This window comes from Nocardia sp. SYP-A9097, from assembly GCF_009649815.1.
Taxonomy (GTDB): Bacteria; Actinomycetota; Actinomycetes; order Mycobacteriales; family Mycobacteriaceae; genus Nocardia.
Genome location: NZ_WJIC01000001.1, coordinates 95,424 through 114,698 on the forward strand (window position 1 = coordinate 95,424; position 19,275 = coordinate 114,698).

At 66.5% G+C, this 19,275-nt stretch carries 14 protein-coding genes; 6 read left to right on the plus strand and 8 right to left on the minus strand.

Annotation, left to right across the window (positions count from 1 at the left end; all coding sequences use genetic code 11):
• Window positions 1-85: 85 nt before the first annotated feature.
• Window positions 86-274: a hypothetical protein gene (locus tag GFY24_RS00420; protein ID WP_153802947.1), complete on the plus strand. Its 189-nt coding sequence runs from the start codon at window positions 86-88 to the stop codon at window positions 272-274.
• Window positions 275-290: 16 nt separating this feature from the next.
• Window positions 291-935, plus strand: a complete 645-nt coding sequence (locus GFY24_RS00425) for a hypothetical protein (protein ID WP_309230248.1) — start codon at window positions 291-293, stop codon at window positions 933-935.
• A gap of 405 nt (window positions 936-1,340) precedes the next feature.
• Here the strand turns inward: GFY24_RS00425 and recR are convergent, their stop codons facing one another.
• Window positions 1,341-1,949 (minus strand): recombination mediator RecR, encoded by a 609-nt coding sequence (recR, locus tag GFY24_RS00430; protein ID WP_067569305.1) that lies wholly within the window; start codon window positions 1,947-1,949, stop codon window positions 1,341-1,343.
• Window positions 1,949-2,281 (minus strand): YbaB/EbfC family nucleoid-associated protein, encoded by a 333-nt coding sequence (locus tag GFY24_RS00435; RefSeq protein ID WP_309230250.1) that lies wholly within the window; start codon window positions 2,279-2,281, stop codon window positions 1,949-1,951. Before GFY24_RS00435 ends, recR begins: the two co-directional genes overlap by 1 nt.
• Before the next feature lie 99 nt (window positions 2,282-2,380).
• Here GFY24_RS00435 and GFY24_RS00440 point away from each other — a divergent pair, with 99 nt between their 5' ends.
• Both GFY24_RS00440 and GFY24_RS00445 read left to right on the plus strand, forming a co-directional pair.
• On the plus strand, window positions 2,381-3,199 hold the full coding sequence (locus GFY24_RS00440) for a MerR family transcriptional regulator (RefSeq protein WP_153802948.1): 819 nt from the start codon (window positions 2,381-2,383) through the stop codon (window positions 3,197-3,199).
• A gap of 14 nt (window positions 3,200-3,213) precedes the next feature.
• On the plus strand, window positions 3,214-3,576 hold the full coding sequence (locus GFY24_RS00445) for a VOC family protein (RefSeq protein WP_153802949.1): 363 nt from the start codon (window positions 3,214-3,216) through the stop codon (window positions 3,574-3,576).
• 39 nt (window positions 3,577-3,615) lie between these two features.
• Here the strand turns inward: GFY24_RS00445 and GFY24_RS00450 are convergent, their stop codons facing one another.
• The gene (locus tag GFY24_RS00450) at window positions 3,616-4,050 is read right to left on the minus strand and encodes an SRPBCC family protein (RefSeq protein WP_309230407.1); all 435 of its coding nucleotides are present in this window, start codon (window positions 4,048-4,050) and stop codon (window positions 3,616-3,618) included.
• A gap of 271 nt (window positions 4,051-4,321) precedes the next feature.
• Here GFY24_RS00450 and GFY24_RS00455 point away from each other — a divergent pair, with 271 nt between their 5' ends.
• Together GFY24_RS00455 and GFY24_RS00460 are read left to right on the plus strand one after the other, a co-directional pair.
• A complete protein-coding gene (locus GFY24_RS00455; protein ID WP_153803453.1) occupies window positions 4,322-5,755 on the plus strand; it encodes an FAD-binding oxidoreductase in 1,434 nt (477 codons plus the stop codon).
• Window positions 5,752-7,068 (plus strand): class I SAM-dependent methyltransferase, encoded by a 1,317-nt coding sequence (locus GFY24_RS00460; protein ID WP_309230251.1) that lies wholly within the window; start codon window positions 5,752-5,754, stop codon window positions 7,066-7,068. The genes GFY24_RS00455 and GFY24_RS00460 overlap by 4 nt, the downstream gene beginning before the upstream one ends.
• Here the strand turns inward: GFY24_RS00460 and GFY24_RS00465 are convergent.
• The 5 genes from GFY24_RS00465 to GFY24_RS41550 form a co-directional block, all read right to left on the minus strand.
• A complete protein-coding gene (locus GFY24_RS00465) occupies window positions 7,065-8,540 on the minus strand; it encodes an alpha/beta hydrolase family protein (protein WP_153802951.1) in 1,476 nt (491 codons plus the stop codon). The two genes, GFY24_RS00460 and GFY24_RS00465, sit on opposite strands and share 4 nt — an antisense overlap.
• 48 nt (window positions 8,541-8,588) lie before the next feature.
• The gene (locus GFY24_RS00470) at window positions 8,589-12,122 is read right to left on the minus strand and encodes a protein kinase (RefSeq protein WP_375335980.1); all 3,534 of its coding nucleotides are present in this window, start codon (window positions 12,120-12,122) and stop codon (window positions 8,589-8,591) included.
• Between the two features lie 309 nt (window positions 12,123-12,431).
• Window positions 12,432-14,585, minus strand: a complete 2,154-nt coding sequence (locus tag GFY24_RS00475) for a 3-hydroxyacyl-CoA dehydrogenase NAD-binding domain-containing protein (RefSeq protein ID WP_153802953.1) — start codon at window positions 14,583-14,585, stop codon at window positions 12,432-12,434.
• A 36-nt stretch (window positions 14,586-14,621) separates the two neighbouring features.
• Window positions 14,622-15,833: an acetyl-CoA C-acetyltransferase gene (locus GFY24_RS00480; RefSeq protein WP_153802954.1), complete on the minus strand. Its 1,212-nt coding sequence runs from the start codon at window positions 15,831-15,833 to the stop codon at window positions 14,622-14,624.
• Between the two features lie 165 nt (window positions 15,834-15,998).
• Window positions 15,999-18,950, minus strand: a complete 2,952-nt coding sequence (locus GFY24_RS41550; RefSeq protein ID WP_309230252.1) for a DNA polymerase III subunit gamma and tau — start codon at window positions 18,948-18,950, stop codon at window positions 15,999-16,001.
• Window positions 18,951-19,275: the final 325 nt, after the last annotated feature.

Genomic DNA, 19,275 nt, shown 5'->3' on the forward strand with positions numbered 1-19,275 from the left:
CAGACAGATCGGACGACACGCGGTGACCTCCCCCGGTTGTCGTACCCGAGTGCTTGGATTTCGGCAGACGGTCGAAGGAGGTTTCATGAACCACTGTCTCGGGACACTGATCGCACACGCCGACGGTTCGGCCGAGTGCACGGATTGGGCGTGCGCCGATACCGACCGGCTACGCCACCCGTACCTGGCCGACTGCTCCGATATCGCGGGCGGTTGCGAATGCGTGCAGCCCGAGTTCACCGCGGGTACCGGGCGGCAGACCCTGGCCGGGTGACTACTAGCCTGGTCAAGTGAGCTACGACCATGTGCTGCTGCCCTCCGGTGTCGCCCCGACGCCCGCCGAGCTCGACGCGTTCCTGACCGCGCAGAACGGCCGGCCCGCCGCCGAGCTCGTGGCCGAGCTGGCCGCCGAGCTCGACAAGCGCAATGGTGAACTCGCCGAGGCGGACGAATTCCTCGGCGCGCCCGCCGCGGACGGGGCGATCGGCGAGGCGCTGTTCGTGTCCAGCCCCTATGACGCCATCGGTCATGTGCGCGGGTTGCTGTTCGAGCTGGCCACCCCACGCGGCTATGCGGTCTACGATCCGCAGCTGGCCTGGCTGATGGATCCCGCCGGGGCGGTACCGGTTTCGGTGTCACATGGCGGCGCGGGGGAATTCCCGTATCTGACTTGCGAACTCGCGCACCTCTGGGTGCCCGAGCTGGGCGCGCCGGGACCGTATCTGATCGCGGAGCGCGGCGACCAGGTCTATATCCAGACCTACCGGCACGAGGACGGGCGCTACGACGTCGAATACCGGGACGGATCGGCGGATTTGCATTACAGCGTACGAGTCGATGATCCCTCGACCGTCGCCGATCTCATCTGGTCATGGGCAATCGACGACCGCTCGAATTTCGAGGCGCTCGATTGGCAACGCCTCACCTTCCAATAACAACCGGGTCTCGATTCGGTATTCGGCACCCGCAGAAGTAAGTCTGCGCGGGTGCAGGAACGCTAGCCTTTCACTAATTTCGTGCTCCGCTGTTCCCAGGTTCGACCCGGAATAAGGAGAGAAGTGTGAGGCTACGCCCGAAGAAGGCCGCGACTCCGAGGTTGCGTAAGAGCCTGGCCGTATTGGCAGGTATCGCCGCAGCGCTCGCCGCGGTAGTGGCATTACATGCGACCGGAGCGGGCGCTGATATACCCCGGAACAGCCAGCACATTCCATGCCCACATCCGGCGGCATTGGCACCGCCGGTATGGACATGACAACTCTCGTAGGCTCTCAGGGGTAAACCCCTGAAACCCCGAATACCCGGAGGCTCTCGCCCGGAACCCCGACTCGGCGCTCCCCGCCTTACAAAGCGCGGCGGCCGGAAAGGGCTCGGCCCAGGGTCAATTCGTCGGCGAATTCCAGGTCTCCGCCCATCGGGAGGCCGGAGGCCAGGCGGGTCACGCTGAGGCCGGGGAAATCCCGGAGCATGCGGACCAGGTAGGTGGCTGTCGCCTCGCCCTCGGTATTGGGGTCGGTGGCGATGATCACCTCGCTGACGTCGACACCGTCGTCCTGATTTCCGATGCGCTGCAGCAGTTCCCGGATGCGGAGCTGATCCGGGCCGACACCCGAGAGCGGATCCAGCGCGCCGCCGAGCACGTGGTAGCGGCCGCGGAATTCGCGGGTGCGCTCGATGGCCTGCACATCCTTGGGCTCCTCGACCACGCAGATCATGGTGCGGTCGCGGCGCGGGTCGGAGCAGATACGGCAGAGCTCACCATCGGAGACCGTGCCGCAGACGGCGCAGAACCGCACACCGTCGCGCACCTTCTGCAGCGCCGCCTGCAGGCGGTCGATCTCCGGCGGTTCCACACCCAGTAGGTGAAAAGCGATGCGCTGCGCGCTCTTCGGACCCACACCGGGCAGTTTGCCGAGCTCGTCGATGAGATCCTGAACCGGACCCTCGTACATCAGAAGCCCGGGAGCGCGCCGCCGCCGAGACCACCGGCGAGCGGGCCCAGCCGATCGGCGGCCAGCTGCTGGGCGTTCTCCATGGCGGCATTGAGCGCGCCGATGACCAGATCCTGCAGGGTGTCGACATCCTCGGGATCGACCACCTTCGGGTCGATGGTCAGCGACAGCACCTCACCGGTGGCGCGGATCCTGGCACGCACCAGACCACCGCCGGCCTCGCCCTCGACCTCGGACTGGGCGATCTCCTGCTGTGCGGCCATCATGGCCGCCTGCATCTGCTGGGCCTGGGCCATCAACTGCTGGATATCGAACTCTCCACCGGGCTGCACGGCGTGTCCTCTCTGCGGGGGAAGTAACCGAATCAGCCTAGCCGCAGATCCGCGCGCCCCTCTTGACTCTCCCCCGGTGGGAGAGTGTTCGCTGAAGGCATGACAGCGACGGTTCCGATCGGGGAGTTCTCCCGGCTCAGCTACCTCAGTGTGAAAGCGCTGCGCTACTACCACGAGATCGAATTGCTGGCGCCCGCCTCGGTGGACCCCAGCACCGGGTACCGGTTCTACTCGACCGATCAGGTCGAGCAGGCGCATCTCATTCGCCGGCTGCGCGAACTGAATATGCCGGTGCCGGAGATCAAAGCGGTACTGTCCGCGCCGGATCGGGCGGCACGCGATGCCGCACTGCGGGCGCATCTGGAGCGAATGGAGGCCGAGCTCACCCGCACCCGCGATGTGGTGGCCTCGCTGCGGGCCTTGCTACTACCGCCGAGCGACAAACCGCTACGGGTCGAATACCGTTCCGTCGCAAGCTATCCCGCACTGTCGGTGGCCGAGGTGGTCGCACGCGAGGTGATCGGCGAATGGTGCGATGCCAGCTTCGCCACGCTGTACCGGTCCCTGGAAGCCGGGGGCATCCAACCCGGCGGTCCCGGCGGCGCGACCTACGCACTGGAGTTCTTCGAACACGATCGCGGCGAGGTGGTGGCATTCGTACCCATCGCTCCGGCCGATCGGGACCGCGCCGGAGCGTTCGGCACCGTGGTCGATCTACCCGCCCGCCGCTTCGCCGTGGCCGTACACAACGGCCCCTTCACCGACTTCGACCTCAGCTACGGCGCATTGGGCAGCCATGTCGCCGAACACGACACCGCACTCGCCGAACCTGTTCGCGAGCTCTACCTGGCCGGTCCCGGCGATGTCGCCGAGGCCGACTACATCACCGAAATCTGCTGGCCCATCGGCCGGCTCTGAACAGGAGACATCTCATGGGATTGAAGATCGCCAACATCACCATCGATTGCGGCAATGCCGCAGAGCTGGCCGGATTCTGGGCGCAGCTGCTGGAGCGCACCGTCGACCCGGGCGGCAACGAGCATTTCGCCACCGTCGGGGAGAGCACCGGCTTCTCGCCGACGCTGATGTTCATCCAGGTCCCGGACAAGACGCCGGGCAAGAATGTGGTGCACCTGGATCTGACCGCCGACGATCTGCGCGCGCAGCACGAACGCGCGGTTGCCCTCGGCGCCAAGCACATCGCCGATTTCGACGAGTACGGCGTCATCTGGTCGACGTTCGCCGACCCCGAGGGCAACCTGTTCGATATCGCGGTCGAGAAGGCAGCGGATTAGGCGATGCCAGCTCGTCGGCCGACCGTTTTGGTTACGGGCTTACGCGAGGACTTCCTTGAGGTTGGCGAGCACCTCGGCCTGGATCTTCTTCAGGCCGAGCGGTGCGAAGATGCCCTCGAAGATGCCGCCGATACCGCCGGCGCCCTTCCAGCTGGTGCGCGTGGTGACCAGGGAGCCGCCACCCTCTGGGGTGACCGTCCAGGTGGTGACCATCGAGGAGTTCGAATCCCGTTCCGTCACCATGGAATCCGAGACCGAGATGGTGGCGTGCACATTGCGTGACCGCTTCTCGGTGGCGTCCAGCGTCCAATCCACCACGGTCCCCGCACCCTTACCGCCCTCGACCACCTTGTAATCCCGGTAGTGCGAGGAGAGGATGCGCGGCCGCACCGACTCGTAATCCGCGATCGCCTCGAGGGTCCGCTGCGGATCTGCCGTCACGACAACCGAACTGGAGGCGCTGACCTGTCCCACCATGTGCTCCTTATGTTTTCCCGGCTAGGTGCCCTGTGCCGCTGAGAAATGCTACGCCGCGTAACCGCCTCCCCGAGACTTCTGGCAGCCCGGCCGAACCAGCAGGATAGTTAGCAGTAGTAACTATAATCACGACGTCCACGGGAATAGACTCGATATGGGGCTGGTAGCGGGTGTTGCGGCATATGCAAACTATGTGTGAAAAACTGGCCCGCCGGTGTGGTTCTGCTGGCCGTACCGGTCGGTGCAGGCTAGCGTTCCGGGGGTGGCATTGAGTCTGTTGGGGAAGGCTGGCCGCGCACCAGCCGCGCAGGAATCAGGGTTCGCCGCGCATCAGGCCGGGGTCGATCGACTCCTGGCCTCCTATCGCGCGATACCGCGCGATGCGAACGTCCGACTGGCCAAGAAAACCTCCAATCTGTTCCGGGCACGGGCGAAGAACACCGCACCGGGACTGGACGTCTCCGGATTGACGCAGGTCATCGCGGTGGACCCGCAGGCCGAGACCGCCGATGTGGCGGGCATGACCACCTATGAGGATCTGGTCGCGGTCACCCTGCAATACGGGCTCGCACCGCTGGTGGTGCCGCAGCTCAAGACCATCACCCTCGGTGGCGCGGTGACCGGACTCGGAATCGAATCGACCTCGTTCCGCAATGGGCTACCGCACGAGTCGGTGCTGGAGATCGATATCCTCACCGGCGCGGGCGAAATCATCACCGCCACACCGGACGGTGAGTACGCCGATCTCTTGCGCGGGTTCCCGAACTCCTACGGCACCCTCGGTTACTCCACCCGGTTGAAGATTCAGCTCGAAGCGGTCGAACCCTATGTGGCCCTGCGGCACATAAGGTTTCATGAACTGCGGGAGCTGGAAACAACCATGGCGCAGATCATCGCGGACCGCTCGTATGCCGGGGAGCGAGTCGACTACCTCGACGGCGTGGTCTTCACCGCCGACGAGAGCTATCTGGTGCTCGGCCGCCAGACCGATGAACCCGGCCCGGTCAGCGATTACACCGATATGGACATCTTCTACCGGTCCATCCAGCACGATTCGAAAGAGCCCAAACGCGACCGGCTCACCATCTCGGATTACCTGTGGCGCTGGGACACCGACTGGTTCTGGTGCTCACGCGCCTTCGGAGCGCAGCACCCGAAGATCCGCAGATTCTGGCCGAAACCCTACCGCCGCAGCAGTTTCTACTGGAAGCTCATCGCGCTCGACCACAAGTACCACATCGGGGACCGCATGGAGGCCCGGCAGGGCAACCCGCCGCGCGAGCGCGTGGTGCAGGACATCGAGGTGCCCATCGAGCGCACCGCCGACTTCCTGCACTGGTTCCTGCGGGAGATACCGATCGAACCGATCTGGTTGTGCCCCTTGCGATTGCGGGATGCGAACGGCCCGAAGCGGCCGTGGCCACTGTATCCCCTGGAACCCGATCGCACCTATGTGAACATCGGCTTCTGGTCGGCCGTGCCGACCACGCCGGGACAGCAGGAGGGCGCGGCCAACCGCGCCATCGAACACGAGGTGTCCGCACTCGACGGCCACAAATCGCTGTATTCGGACTCCTACTACGCGCAGGAGGAGTTCGCCGGCCTCTACTACGGCGGCGACACCTACGCCCAACTCAAGCGAACCTACGACCCGGATTCTCGTCTACTGGATCTGTATTCGAAGGCGGTGCAACGCAAGTGACAACGTTCAAGGATCGTTCCGATGTTTTCGCGGAGCTCGGCACAAAACTCACCATTGCCGAGATCTTCGAGACCCTCATCGACGGCCCGGTGCCGATCCGCTTCACCGCGTACGACGGCAGCAGCACCGGCCCGCAGGACTCCGAATTCGGCCTGGAGATCATTCACCCGCGCGGGGTCAACTATGTCGCCAACGCGCCCGGCGATCTGGGCATGGCCCGCGCCTACATCTCCGGCGACATGCTGGCGCACGGCGTGCACCCGGGCGACCCGTACGAACTGCTGAAAGCCATGGCGGGCTTGAAGTTCCGGCGCCCCACCGCCATGCAACTGGTCGCCATCGCGCGCTCGCTCGGCTGGGAACTGCTCAAGCCGGTCGCCCCGCCGCCGCAGGAGACACTGCCGCGCTGGCGGCGCATCGCACTGGAAGGGTTGCGGCACAGCAAGACTCGCGACGCCGAGGCCATCCACCACCACTACGATGTCTCGAACACCTTCTACGAGTATGTACTCGGCTCCTCCATGACCTACACCTGCGCGGTGTACGAGGACGAGCAGCGGACCCTGGAGCAGGCGCAGGAGAACAAGTACCGGCTCGTCTTCGACAAGCTCGAGCTGAAGCCCGGCGACCGGCTGCTCGATATCGGCTGCGGCTGGGGCGGCATGGTGCGCTACGCCGCCAAGAAGGGCGTAAAGGTCATCGGCGCAACGCTTTCCGCCGAACAGGCGGAGTGGGCGCGGCAGAAGATCGCCGAAGAGGGACTCTCCGAGCTCGCCGAGGTGCGGCATTCGGACTACCGCGATGTGCGCGAGAGCGACTTCGACGCCGTCTCCTCCATCGGGCTCACCGAGCACATCGGCGTGCACAACTACCCGGCCTACTTCGAATTCATCAAATCCAAGCTGCGGGTCGGCGGCACCTTCCTGAACCACTCCATCACCCGCCCGGACAACACCCGCACCACCAAGGCGGGCGATTTCATCGACCGCTATGTCTTCCCGGACGGCGAACTCTCCGGCTCCGGCCGCATCATCTCCGATATCCAGAATGTGGGTCTCGAGGTGCTGCACGAGGAGAACCTGCGCCGGCACTACGCCCTCACCCTGGCCGAATGGTGCGACAACCTGGTGAAGAACTGGGAAGCCGCCGTCGACGAGGTCGGCGAGGGCACCGCCAAGGTGTGGGGCCTGTACATGGCGGGCTGCCAGCTCGGCTTCGAACGCAATGTGGTGCAGCTGCACCAGGTCCTGGGCGTCAAGCTCGGCGAGGACAAGGCGTGGACGGTACCGCTACGACCGTGGTGGAAGGCCTAGGACTGGTTCGGGACGGATAACCCCAGCCGGGCGGTCAACCATGGCAGCGTCGAGGTGAATGCCGAGGACGCGAACTGCCAGGTGTGACCACCCTGCGTGGTGTTCACCGTGCATTCGATGCCCACGCGGCGGCCATCCTCGCAGAGGGTGTTCGCCGCACCGAGTTCACCGGTGTCGAAGACGCCATCATGCCCGCCCAGACCGACCGAATCATCCTCGGCCGCAGGCTGATTCGGCCGGAAACTGTGATTGCCACCCTGACCTCCCTGCCGCTGGGGCGGCGTCAGGTCGTCGAAGACGCCGACCATATCCGAGTACGGTCCGTGCTTCGCCATCACCGTCTGCGGATCGAATTGTGCCCAGGCATCGGAGTCTCCGCCGTAGAGGCGGCGAATGGTCTGCTCCCTGTTGCCCGCCGTCGGCCCGAGATCACCGGCGATATCGACGAAGGTGTGCAGTAGCTCCGGGTGCATGACGGCCAGATCCACCGCACAGGTGCCGCCCATGGACCAGCCCACCGCCGCCCACCGCGCCGGATCGGCGGACACCCCGAAGGTCGACTTCATATAGTCCGGAACATCATCGGTGAGATGGTCGGCGGCATCACCGCGGGTACCGTTCACGCACTCGGTGTCATTGTTGAAGCTGCCACCGGAGTCGACGAACACCAGCACCGGCGCCTGACCGTCATTCCTTTTCACGAAATCATCTACACGGGGCATGATTTGACCGCTGCGCACCCAATCCGCCGGGGTATTGAACTCGCCGCCGATCATCATGACCACCGGCAGCGCGGGCGGTTTCGGACCCGCGAACCACGCGGGCGGCAGATACACGTACTCGCGGCGATGCTTGAAATGACTGCCCGACTCCGGAATATCCACCGGCACAATGCGTCCCGAACCCACATCGGTATTCCGCAGACCTGACAGCGACGCCAGGCCGGTCTGATGCGACAGCGATTCGGCGGTCGCCGCGGCCCACGCCGACTGCACCGTCGGGTAGTACCCCACCCACTGGTCCAGCACGATCAAGGCATTCACCAGCGCCAGCGGCACCGCCAGCACCGCGGCCACCCGCTGCCACCACGCCCCGTCCTGCCAGCCAACCACCACCAGGCCCACGGCCGCCGCGATCATCCCGATGCAGACCCACAGCAGTACGGGGGCCGGATCCGACGCCAGCCCCTCGTCGTTCATATACGCCCAGGCCACCCAGGTCACCCCGGCCGAGATCGCCACACAGGCCGGCACCCACAGCAGCCACCAGCGCCGAGTGAACCGCGCGATCGCCACCACCAGGAAGAACACCGCCAGGAACATCGCGACCTGCGGCACCCAGCCGTGCAATAGCGAAACCCCGTGCTGGAAACCACCCTGGTGCCCCGAACCCACTTGCGCGGGAGGAGGGGCCGGCGGCGGACTCTGCGACAGCACACGGGTGAACAGCACGACGGCGATTGTCGGCGGCATTCCTCGAGATTCGCTGTGAACAAGCTCGAGGTCACCTGGCGGCTGGGCTCAGAGCAGCGCGTCCAGGAAGGCGCGCGGGAGTTCGGGTGCGTCCGAGCTCCCGAGGTCGACCAGTCCGAGCTGGGTTCGCATCGTCCGCAGGATATTCCGCACGCCCGGGCCCGCGTCCAGGAATGGGCGGGACCAGCCGAGCGGGGCGAAGCGCACCACCACGGGGGTGAGGACCGCGATGGATTCACCCACCCAGCCGGAGGCCGACAGGCATTCGGTGAGCAGCAGCGCGGCATCCATTTCGGCTCGCGGACGGTTCTTCTCGCGAATGCGGGCGTGCAGGGCGCGGGCCCGTTTCACCGCCGTGTCATCGGTGCCGAGGGGGGCCAGATCGTCGGCGGGGCCGCGATCGTCGCCGCGATAGTGCCGCGACAGCAGGGCGCGGATGGTGGCGAACTCCTCGGCTTCGCCGGCCAGTACCGCCGCACCGGAGAGATGCCGGACGGACCGGGTCATGGGGTCGGTGACCAGGCCCGCGGTGAGCTGATCCGGCGGCAGGCCGAGGCGGAAACGCTCGGCCTTGATCTGCGCGGCGAGCCGGGTCAGCTTGCGGTCCATGGCGATTCGCGCACCCTCGTCCAGGCGGGCGGTGGCGGTATCGAGATCGCCGCGCACCGCCTTCACCCGCGCGCCGATGACGAAGGTGCTGATCAGGAAGTCGACCGGGCCGACATGGGCGGCCAATTGATAACTCTGATCCAGCAGGCGTTCGGCGTTGTCCAGATCATTGCGGCGGTAGGCGAGTTCGCCCAGCAGCGCGGCGGCGACCCGCACAGGTTGTGAGTGTGGACCCGAGCGATCCCGCGCCGTCTGCCACGCCTGCTCGAAATACGCTGTGGCAGCGGCTATATCGAGCCGTTCATAGGCGGCGTCACCCTGACTGCACAGCCCGAACACCGCGCCCAGCGGATCGGCGGAGCGAGCGTGATAGGGCGTGGCCCACTCCTGCACCCGCCGCGCCTCGTCGAAATCGAAATCGCAGAGATGCACGTAGGAGGCGAGATTCGCGGCGGTGGAGACGGTCCACGGCGGCAGGTCATCGGCCAGCCGCAACGTATCGGCGAGCTTCTCCAGCACGCCATCGGTGCGATCCCGCGCCACCTGATCGGCGGCCGCCAGCACCGCGGCCTGACAGCGCTGATTCACCGCCTCGGCGTCGGTCGGCGAACTACGCGCCAGCATGCTGGACAGCCGGCCCAGCGCCGTACGCGCCGCGCCCGACTGCTGCAGGTTCACATTCGCCCGTGCCAGCGCCATCAACAGCTTGCTGCGTGAAGTCACCTGCTGCACAGGCAGTTTCGACACCGTCCCGAAGAGTGTGGCCAGCCGGGAACGGTCGATCAGATCCATACCGCCGTTCTCGACCAGATCCAGCGCGAACTTGAAATCCGTGGCCGCCAGCGCGTGATCCACCGACTGCCGCAGCAGCTGATGTTCGGCGAACCAGCGGGATGCCCTGCGGTGCAAGGCTTTCACCTGACCGGGCTGCGCGCGCTCCAAGCGGGCGCGCAGATGTTCGGCCACCATCGGCTGCATGCGATACCAGGACGAATCCTCGGACAGCCGGTGCAGGAACAATTCCCGCTGTTCGGCCTGCTCCAGCAGCTCACCGGCGTCGGCGCTGCCGGTCAGCGCCTCGGCGAGGGAGGCATCGACCCGCTCCGGCACCGAGATGGCAGCGAGGAAGTCGAGCATGCGCGGCTCCAGCGAGTCCAGCACATTCTCGGCGAGGTATTCGCGAATCGCCTTGTTGTCCCCCGAGATTCGGGCGATCAGCTGATCCGCGTCGGCCCCGGCGGCGCGCAGTGACAGACTCACCAGCTGAATGGCGGCGGGCCAGCCTTCGGTGGCGGTGTAGATCTGCTCGAGCTGCCGGTCGGTGAGCTCCAGACCGGTCCGGTCCACCAGGATCTGCCGGGTCTCCTCGGCGGTGAGACTCAGTTGATCGCAATCGATTTCGACCAGCTCATCGGCGACCTGCATGCGACTCAACGGCAATCCGGCGCGCTCGCGGCCGGTGACCACGAAACGCAAATGGTGACAACCATTGTCGAGCAGCGCGTCCATCACCCGATGCGCACCGGTATCGGTCACCCGATGCCAATCGTCCACCACCACGACAATGGTGTTACCGCCCGCGTGCACCTCGTCGATGAGCGCGGAGATCGCGTACGGCACCGCCTCGGCGGGCCGCTCCTCCAGCACCTGCTCCAGCCCGGCCCCGAGTTCGGGCCGCACCCGGCGAATGGCGGCGATAATGTGCGCGAGCAGCCACACCTCATTGTCGTCGTACCGGTCGATACCGATCCAGGCCACCGCGACCCCGCGATCGGTGAGCTCGGCACACCATTGCGCGGCCAGGGTGCTCTTACCGAATCCCGCCGGGCCGTGGATAACCGCGAGCCGCCGTCGGCCACCGGCCCGCAATGGCTCCAGCAGTCGAGGCCGCGGCACCGGCTCGCGTGCGGGCGTCGGCGGCCGGAATTTCGTTGCGGCGGTGGGCGGTAGCGTATTCCCGGTCGGTGTGACGGACCCGCCCATGGGCGAGTAGGTGCCACTCGGCGTGGTGGACGGGCGCAGGGTCAGCGATCGATTACGCGGCGAGTTCACCACCGTGCGACGCGAATACTGCTGGGTGGCATCGGATTCGGTGGCCTCCCCCGCGACACTGCCGTCCAGCAGCGCCATTTCGTCCGGCACCTGCCCGTGCCCGCTCTGCACCGTGCGCAGCAGCTCACCGAACTCCACCGCCGACTCCGGCCGATGCCGCGGATCCGGCGACATGGCCGCCTCGATCGCGGCCGCCACATCCGGTGGAATCTCCTGCTCGCGCAGATCCGGCACCGGCTGATTGGTGATCCGCAGGAACTGGGCGACGATCTTCTCCCCCGCCTGCCGCTCATAGGCGGCGTGACCGGTGAGCAAAGCGAACAGGGTGGAGCCCAGACCGTAGACATCCGAGCGCACCGTCGGCTCATCACCCTTGAGCACCTCGGGCGCGGTGAAGGCGGGCGAGCCGGTGATCAGACTGGTGGAGGTCCGGAAGCCGCCCGGAATTCTGGCAATACCGAAATCGGTGAGCTGCGGTTCGCCATACCGGCTGAGCAGTACATTCGCCGGTTTCACATCTCGGTGCAGCACCTCGGCGCGATGCGCGGTTTCGATCGCGCCCGCCAATTTCACCCCGACCCGCAGGGAATCGGACCAGGTCAGCGGGCCATTATCGCGGACCAGCTGTTCGAGTGAACCGTGCGTGGCATAGGGCATCACAATGTACGGCCGACCGCTGGCCGTCACATCCACCTGCAGAATGTCGACGATATTGGGATGCCCGGAGAGCCGCCCCATGGCGTGCTCCTCGCGCAGGAAACGCTCCAGGCTCTCCGCGTCTATCTCGGTGGAGAGCACCTTCACCGCGACAATTCGATCCAATACCCGCTGCGTGCAGCGGAAGACCACCCCGAAGCCGCCACGACCGACCTCGTCGGCATCGACCAGCCCCATGGCCTCGAGTTCGTCGATAATGCTCATGGGAACATATGCCTGCGTGGCAGTTTCAGGCCGAGAAGAGTCGCTCCGGGTTTCCCCCGGGCGTGGCTGTGGTTCCATCCCTGCCCACCTCGCACTGGACGAGCGCGCACCGGAAGTACGGGCGATACCGGTGTTCTACCCGCGCATATTCCAAACGTAGCGCGCCCTGTGGACAAGTGTGCGGGAAAGTGCCCAGGTTCGGTGCGCCGGAACAGGCCGCGAATACGACAGGGCCCGGGTTGTGATGCACAACCCGGGCCGTGTCGGTCAGCGAAACCGCAGTGCGGCAATCGCTTCCGTATTTACCTACTACTTACGCAGCGAGGCCGGAACCTCGAAACGCTCGCCGAACTTGGCGGCCAACTCGTCCGCGCGAGCGACGAAGCCGGCGGTGCCACCCGGGTAGCCGACGATGAACTGGTGCACGCCACCGGTCCAGGCCGGGTAACCGATACCGAAGATCGAACCGATGTTCGCGTCGGCGGTGGTGGTCAGCACACCCTCGTCGAAGCACTTCTGGGTCTCGATGGCCTCGATGAACAGCATGCGGTCCTTGAGGTCCTGCAGGGTGACGCCCGCGGGCAGCTCACGCTGGGAACCGAAGGTCTCGCGCAGGCCCTCCCAGATACCGGCGGTCTTGCCGTCGACATAGTTGTAGAAACCGGCGCCGGCGGCCTTGCCCTTGCGGTCGAACTTGTCGATCATCGTGTCGATGATGCGACCCGACGCCAGGGACGCGGCCGAGATGACCTTGCCCTCGGTCTCGGCGGCCGCCAGGGTCTCCTTGAAGATCTTGTTCATGGTCTCGAAGTTGAGCTCATCGCTCAGCTTCAGCGGCGCGGCCGGGTAGCCCGCCTGCAGACCGGCCTGCTCGATGGTCGCCGGATCGATGTTCTCCTCGAGCATCATGATGGCCTCGTTGATGAACGTGCCGATGACGCGAGAGGTGAAGAAGCCGCGGCTGTCGTTGACCACGATCGGGGTCTTGCGGATCGCCAGGGTGTAGTCGTACACGCGAGCCAGCGCCTCGTCGGAGGTCTTCTCGCCCTTGATGATCTCGACCAGCGGCATCTTGTCCACGGGGGAGAAGAAGTGGATGCCGATGAAGTCCTCGGACCGCTTAACACCATTGGCCAGCAGGGTGATCGGCAGGGTCGAGGTGTTCGAGCCGAGCAGCGCGTCGGCGTCGACAATGTCCTCGATCTCCTGGAAGACCGCGTTCTTGAGCTCGGGCTTCTCGAAGACGGCCTCGATCACGAAGTCGACACCGGCGAAGTCGGCGGCATCGGCGGTCGGGGTGATCTTGGCGAGCAGCGCGGCCGACTTCTCCGCGGTGGTCTTGCCACGCGAGAGTGCCTTCTCCTCGATCTTCTCCGAGTAGTTCTTGCCGCGGTTGGCCGCCTCGATGGTGACGTCCTTCAGCACGACCTCGTAACCGGCCTTGGCGGAGACGTACGCGATGCCCGCGCCCATCATGCCCGCGCCGACGACGCCGATCTTCTTGATCTCACGCTTGGGCACGTCCTTGGGACGCGAACCACCGTTGTTGATCGACTGCAGATCGAAGAAGAACGCCTGGATCATGTTCTTCGCGACCGGGCCGGTCAGCAGCGAGACGAAGTAGCGCGACTCGATCAGCGACGCGTTGTCGAAATCGACCTGCGCGCCCTCGACCGCGGCGGCCATGATGGCCTGCGGCGCCGGCATGTTCTGGCCCTTGAGCTGCTTGCGCAGGTTGGCCGGGAACGCCGGGAGGTTGGCGGCGAGCGCCGGGGTGGTCGGGGTGCCGCCGGGGATCTTGTAGCCCTTGACATCCCAGGGCTGCACGCCCTTGTCCGGGTTGGCCTTGATCCACGCCTTCGCGGCCGGAACCAGCTCCTCGATCGAGCCGACGACCTCGTTGATCAGACCGGTGGCCTTGGCCTTGGCCGGGGTGAACTTGTTGCCCTGCAACAGCACACCCATCAGGCCGTTGGCGATGCCCAGCATGCGGGTGATGCGGGTGACACCGCCACCGGCCGGGAGCAGGCCGAGGGAGACCTCGGGCAGGCCCAGCTGCACACCCTTCACGTCCGCGGCGATGCGGTAGTGGGTGGCCAGGGTGATCTCCAGGCCGCCACCGAGGGCAGCACCGTTGATCGCGGAGACGACCGGCTTGCCCAGCTTCTCCAGGCGACGCAGGTCACCCTTGATATTGCCGAGCTCCTCCATGATGTCCGCCGCGTTCTCCGGCGTGGTCTTCATCATGTTCTTCAGGTCGCCGCCGGCGAAGAAGGTCTTCTTGCCGGAGGTGATGACGACACCGGTGATGTCGTCCTTCTCGGCCTCCAGGCGATCGACGGTCGCCTTCATGGAGTCCTTGTACAGCTGGTTCATGGTGTTGGCGCCCTGGTTGGGGTCGTCCATGGTCAGCACGACGATGCCGTCGGCGTCCTTTTCCCAGCCGATCATGTTCTCAGTCATAGTTTTTGGTTCTCCTCGAGAAAAAGTCGGTGGGCGTTAGACGCGCTCGATGATGGTGGCAACACCCATGCCGCCGCCGATGCACAGGGTGATCAGGCCGTAGCGGGCATTGCGACGGTGCAGCTCGTCCACCACGGTGCCGGTGATCATCGCGCCGGTGGCGCCGAGCGGGTGGCCCATCGCGATGGCGCCGCCGTTGACGTTCAGCTTCTCGTCCGGGATCTGCAGATCCTTCTGGAACTTCAGCACGACGGAGGCGAACGCCTCGTTGATCTCGTAGAGGTCGATGTCCTCACGCTTCAGGCCCGCCTTGGCGAGAGCCTTCTCCGCGGCCGGGGTCGGGCCGGTCAGCATGATGGTGGCATCCGCACCGGAGGTGCCGGTCGCGACGATGCGGGCACGCGGGGTCAGACCCGAAGCGGCGCCGGCCTCTTCGGAGCCGACGAGCACCATGGCGGCGCCGTCGACGATGCCCGAGGAGTTACCGCCGTGGTGCACGTGGTTGATGGACTCGACGTAGGTGTAGCGCTGCATGGCCACCGCGTCGAAGCCACCCATCTCACCGATACCGGCGAAGGCCGGGTTCAGCTTGCCGAGGTCGGCGGCGGTGGTGCCGGGGCGCATGTGCTCGTCGGTGTCCAGCACGGTCAGACCGTTGATGTCCTTGACCGGGACGACCGAGTTCGCGAAATAGCCGTTCTTCCAGGCGTTTTCGGCCAGGTTCTGCGAGCGCACGGCGTAGGCGTCGACATCGTCGCGGGTGAAGCCCTCGATGGTGGCGATCAGGTCGGCCGAAATGCCCTGCGGGACAATGTAAGCCTCGTAGCTGGTCTTCGGGTCCATGAACATGGCGCCGCCGTCGGAGCCCATCGGCACGCGGGACATGGACTCGACGCCACCGGCGATGACCAGGTCATCGAAGCCGGAGCGGACCTTCTGCGCGGCCAGGTTCACGGCCTCGAGGCCGGAGGCGCAGAAGCGGTTGATCTGGAAGCCACCGACGGTGTCGGGCAGCTTGGCGGTGAGCACGGTGGTGCGAGCGATATCGGCGCCCTGATCACCCACGGGGGAGACGACACCCAGGATGATGTCCGAGATCCGATCCTCTTCGAGGTTCGGAAAGCGCTTCCGCAGCTCCTCGACCAGACCGGTGGTCAGGTCGATCGGCTTGACCGAATGCAGCGACCCGTTCCGGTTGCGGCCGCGCGGGGTGCGGATGGCCTCGTAAATGTAGGCCTCTGTGGTCATATCGGAGTTTTTCCTTCCGTAATGTGCGCCGACACCGCGTTGTGCGGGGCGACCGCGGGCAACCTCACCGATCGGCCTCTCGACCGACCGCTACTCACGGCCACCCGATCATAGTACCGCCCGATGCGAACTCCGGTTAACTTAATGCGACTCACAGGGCAACTGTCAACCCTCCAGCGGAGTAGCCCCCAATTCGGACCGCAAGAGTTCCAAGGCCACATCATCAGGGTCGCGGCGCTCCTCGGCGGGGATCGGAACCGCCGCGGCGGCCAGTAGCTCGCGCTCCTCCTCCGCCGTAGTAGCAGGTGGGACGCCGTCATAACCTACTGGCGAGTAGTCCGAGGGCCCCGGGTCGTCCGGATAGTCCGGCCCGTCAGGCAGCGGAATATCGTCCTCCGGGGGTGCGTTGCGCACCGCCGCAGCACTCGGCCGCACATAAGATTCCGCCGCCGGTGCGGGCTCCGCGACCGCCGTGCCCGAACCACTCGCCGACGCGATACCCGCACTCGGCGCACTCACGTTCGCGGCGGAGTCACCGGCCGCCCCATCCGATGAGCCACCGCTCGGCGCCGGGCTCCCCCAAGCCACCGGTGCCGCCACGGTGGTGGCGGCCACACTCGCCGCACCCTTGGCCTGACTCGGCCGGGAGAACTTGGCCGCGACCTTCTTCGGGGCCGCGCCCGCACCGGCAGGCCCCTTCCCCGCCGCACCGGCACTCCCCTGCGGGGCAGCGGGCGCGCCCCCACCCCCCACTTCCCACTTCACGTCATGTTCGCGCCCGAGCACCGCCTTGACCGCCGACCGCACCGCATCCAAGTTCTGCGGTTGCGACAACCGCTGCGCCAGCGGTGCGTGCTGATGCGCGAAGACAATCGTCCCGCCCTCGAGCCGCGACACCGAAGCCCCGGAGAGCAGCGCCTGAACCGCGGCCCCGAACTCCCGCACCTTGGCCCGAATATCCGCCCAGGCGGCTTCGATCTCCCGCAGCACATCATCGGAATCTGCCGCACCAGGCACCGCGACCGCCGCAGACTCAGCAGCAGGTTCCGGTGTGGCAACAGGTTCCGGCGCAACGGCGGGTTCCGAATCGACCACCGCACTCGCCACCGCCCATACGGGCTCACCACCCACGGCCGCACCGGTCACGGCGGCAGTATCGCCGGTCGCGGCTACCGCGCCCGTGGCCTCGGCCTCGGCTGCGAACCGGGCAGCGACCTCGGAAACGGTTGCCGCACCGCCGGATTCCCCCGAGAACGCGAACGCGGGCACCGGATCATCCGCCGATTCGGCATCGGACGCGTCGATATCCGCGCCGAGCGCCATCTGATCCGGATCGATTTCGACGTCGTCGAGGACAGCAGCCGGCGACGCGCCTCCGACCGACCCCGCGGAGATACCCGAATCACCCTGCGAGGCAGCGACTTCGACCGGCTGCGCGGAAGTTTCCACACTCGACACGGCGGTGACCGGCGCGGCCGCAGGAGCGTCACTCTCGACCTGCGCGAACTCGACCGGTGCGGTCGACGCGGTATCGACCACGGAAATCGGCTGCGGCACTGCCGCTTCCACACCCGCCGCAGCGGCATCCGGTGCGGCGTCGCTGAGCGGGACGCGCGCGGCGGACATCTCTGGCGGGCGCACCGCTGCGACCGGGGCGTGCGCTGACGAATCAGCATGTGGCGCAGCGGTTGTGGAAGCTTCCGGCACCGGGGGCACGACCGGTTGCTGCGGCGCGGCGGGCGCTGCCTGTTGCGGTGAGGTTGGCGCTTGTTGCTGCTGGGGTGTGGTGGGAGTGGTTGGACCGCCTCGGGTTCCGCGCAGGGCGGCGAGAGCCTCCGCGCCGCGGCGGCGGGGGGCTCCCGAGGCGTCGACGGCCGGAGCGGGAGCAGCAGCGGGCGGGGTGGAGACGGCTTGTCCGGTGGCGGCGACCGGTGCGGCGGATTGGGCGGGGGGTATGGCGCCGCCGGACATGCGGCGCTCGAGGGTTTCGAGGCGTTGCAGGGTGGCGGTTTCGGCGTCGGAGGCGGCGGGCAGCAGCATGCGGGCAGCGACCACCTCGAGGAGCAGGCGGGGGGCTGTCGCGCCGCGCATGTCACCGAGGCCCTCGTGCAGGAGTTCGGCGTGGCGGGCCAGGGTGGCGGGGCCGAGGCGGGCGGCCTGGTCCTGCATGCGGGCTATGACGTCGCCGGGGCCGGTGACCAGGTTGCGTTCGGTGGCGTCGGGGACGGCGCGCAGCAGGATGAGGTCGCGGAGGCGTTCGAGGAGGTCGGTGGCGAAGCGGCGGGGGTCGTGGCCCGCCTCGACCACGCGGTCGATGGTGCCGAACAGGGCCGCGCCGTCGGAGTTCGCCAGGGCGTCCACCGCGTCGTCGATGAGCGCGACATCGGTGACACCGAGCAGGGAGACGGCCCGGGGGTAGGTGACGCCTTCGGGGCCCGCGCCCGCGAGGAGCTGGTCCAGCACGCTGAGGCTGTCGCGGGGCGAACCGCCGCCCGCGCGAATCACCAAGGGGTACACCGACTCTTCGACCTCGACGTGTTCCTGGTCGCAGATCTTGCCGAGCAGGCCGCGCATGGTGGCGGGCGGCAGCAGCCGGAAGGGGTAGTGGTGGGTGCGCGAGCGGATGGTGGGGAGCACCTTCTCCGGCTCGGTGGTGGCGAAGACGAAGATCAGGTGGGCGGGCGGCTCTTCGACGATCTTGAGCAGCGCGTTGAAGCCCGCGGTGGTGACCATGTGCGCCTCGTCGACGATGAAGACGCGGTAGCGGGATTCGGCGGGCGCGTAGAAGGCGCGGTCGCGGAGTTCGCGGGTGTCGTCGACGCCACCGTGGCTCGCGGCGTCGAGTTCGATGACATCGAGATTGCCGGACCCGCCGGGGCCCAGCGCCACACAGGACGAGCACACCCCGCACGGGGTGGAGGTCGGCCCCTCCACACAGTTGAGTGAGCGCGCGAGAATCCGCGCGGAGGAGGTCTTACCGCAGCCGCGCGGGCCGGAGAACAGATAGGCATGACTGATCCGCCCGGTGTCGAGCGCGATGCTCAGGGGGTCGGTGACGTGCTCCTGCCCCACAACTTCAGCGAACGTTGCCGGTCGGTACTTCCGGTACAGAGCCACGGCCACGAGGGTACCGAGTACCCCCGACATCGAACGATTCACTGCCCGCGCGGCTACCGATGCGCCCGATTCCGCCACTCCCGCGCGTCAAACTGTGCGTTATGTCACATCCAGTCCGGATGCCCGTTCGATACCGACCGGACTGAACCCGATGCGGGTCCTACCCCCGAGCAAATTCTTGGCGTGGGTGTCCAGGGGAGATAGCCGGACGCTACCTACGTCGAAGATCGCCATTTACGGATGTGTGTTCGGTTTCAACTCCGCAGACCGGACATAACGATCCCATCACCCCATGCAGCAAGATCGCAATCGTTTGGCTACCGTG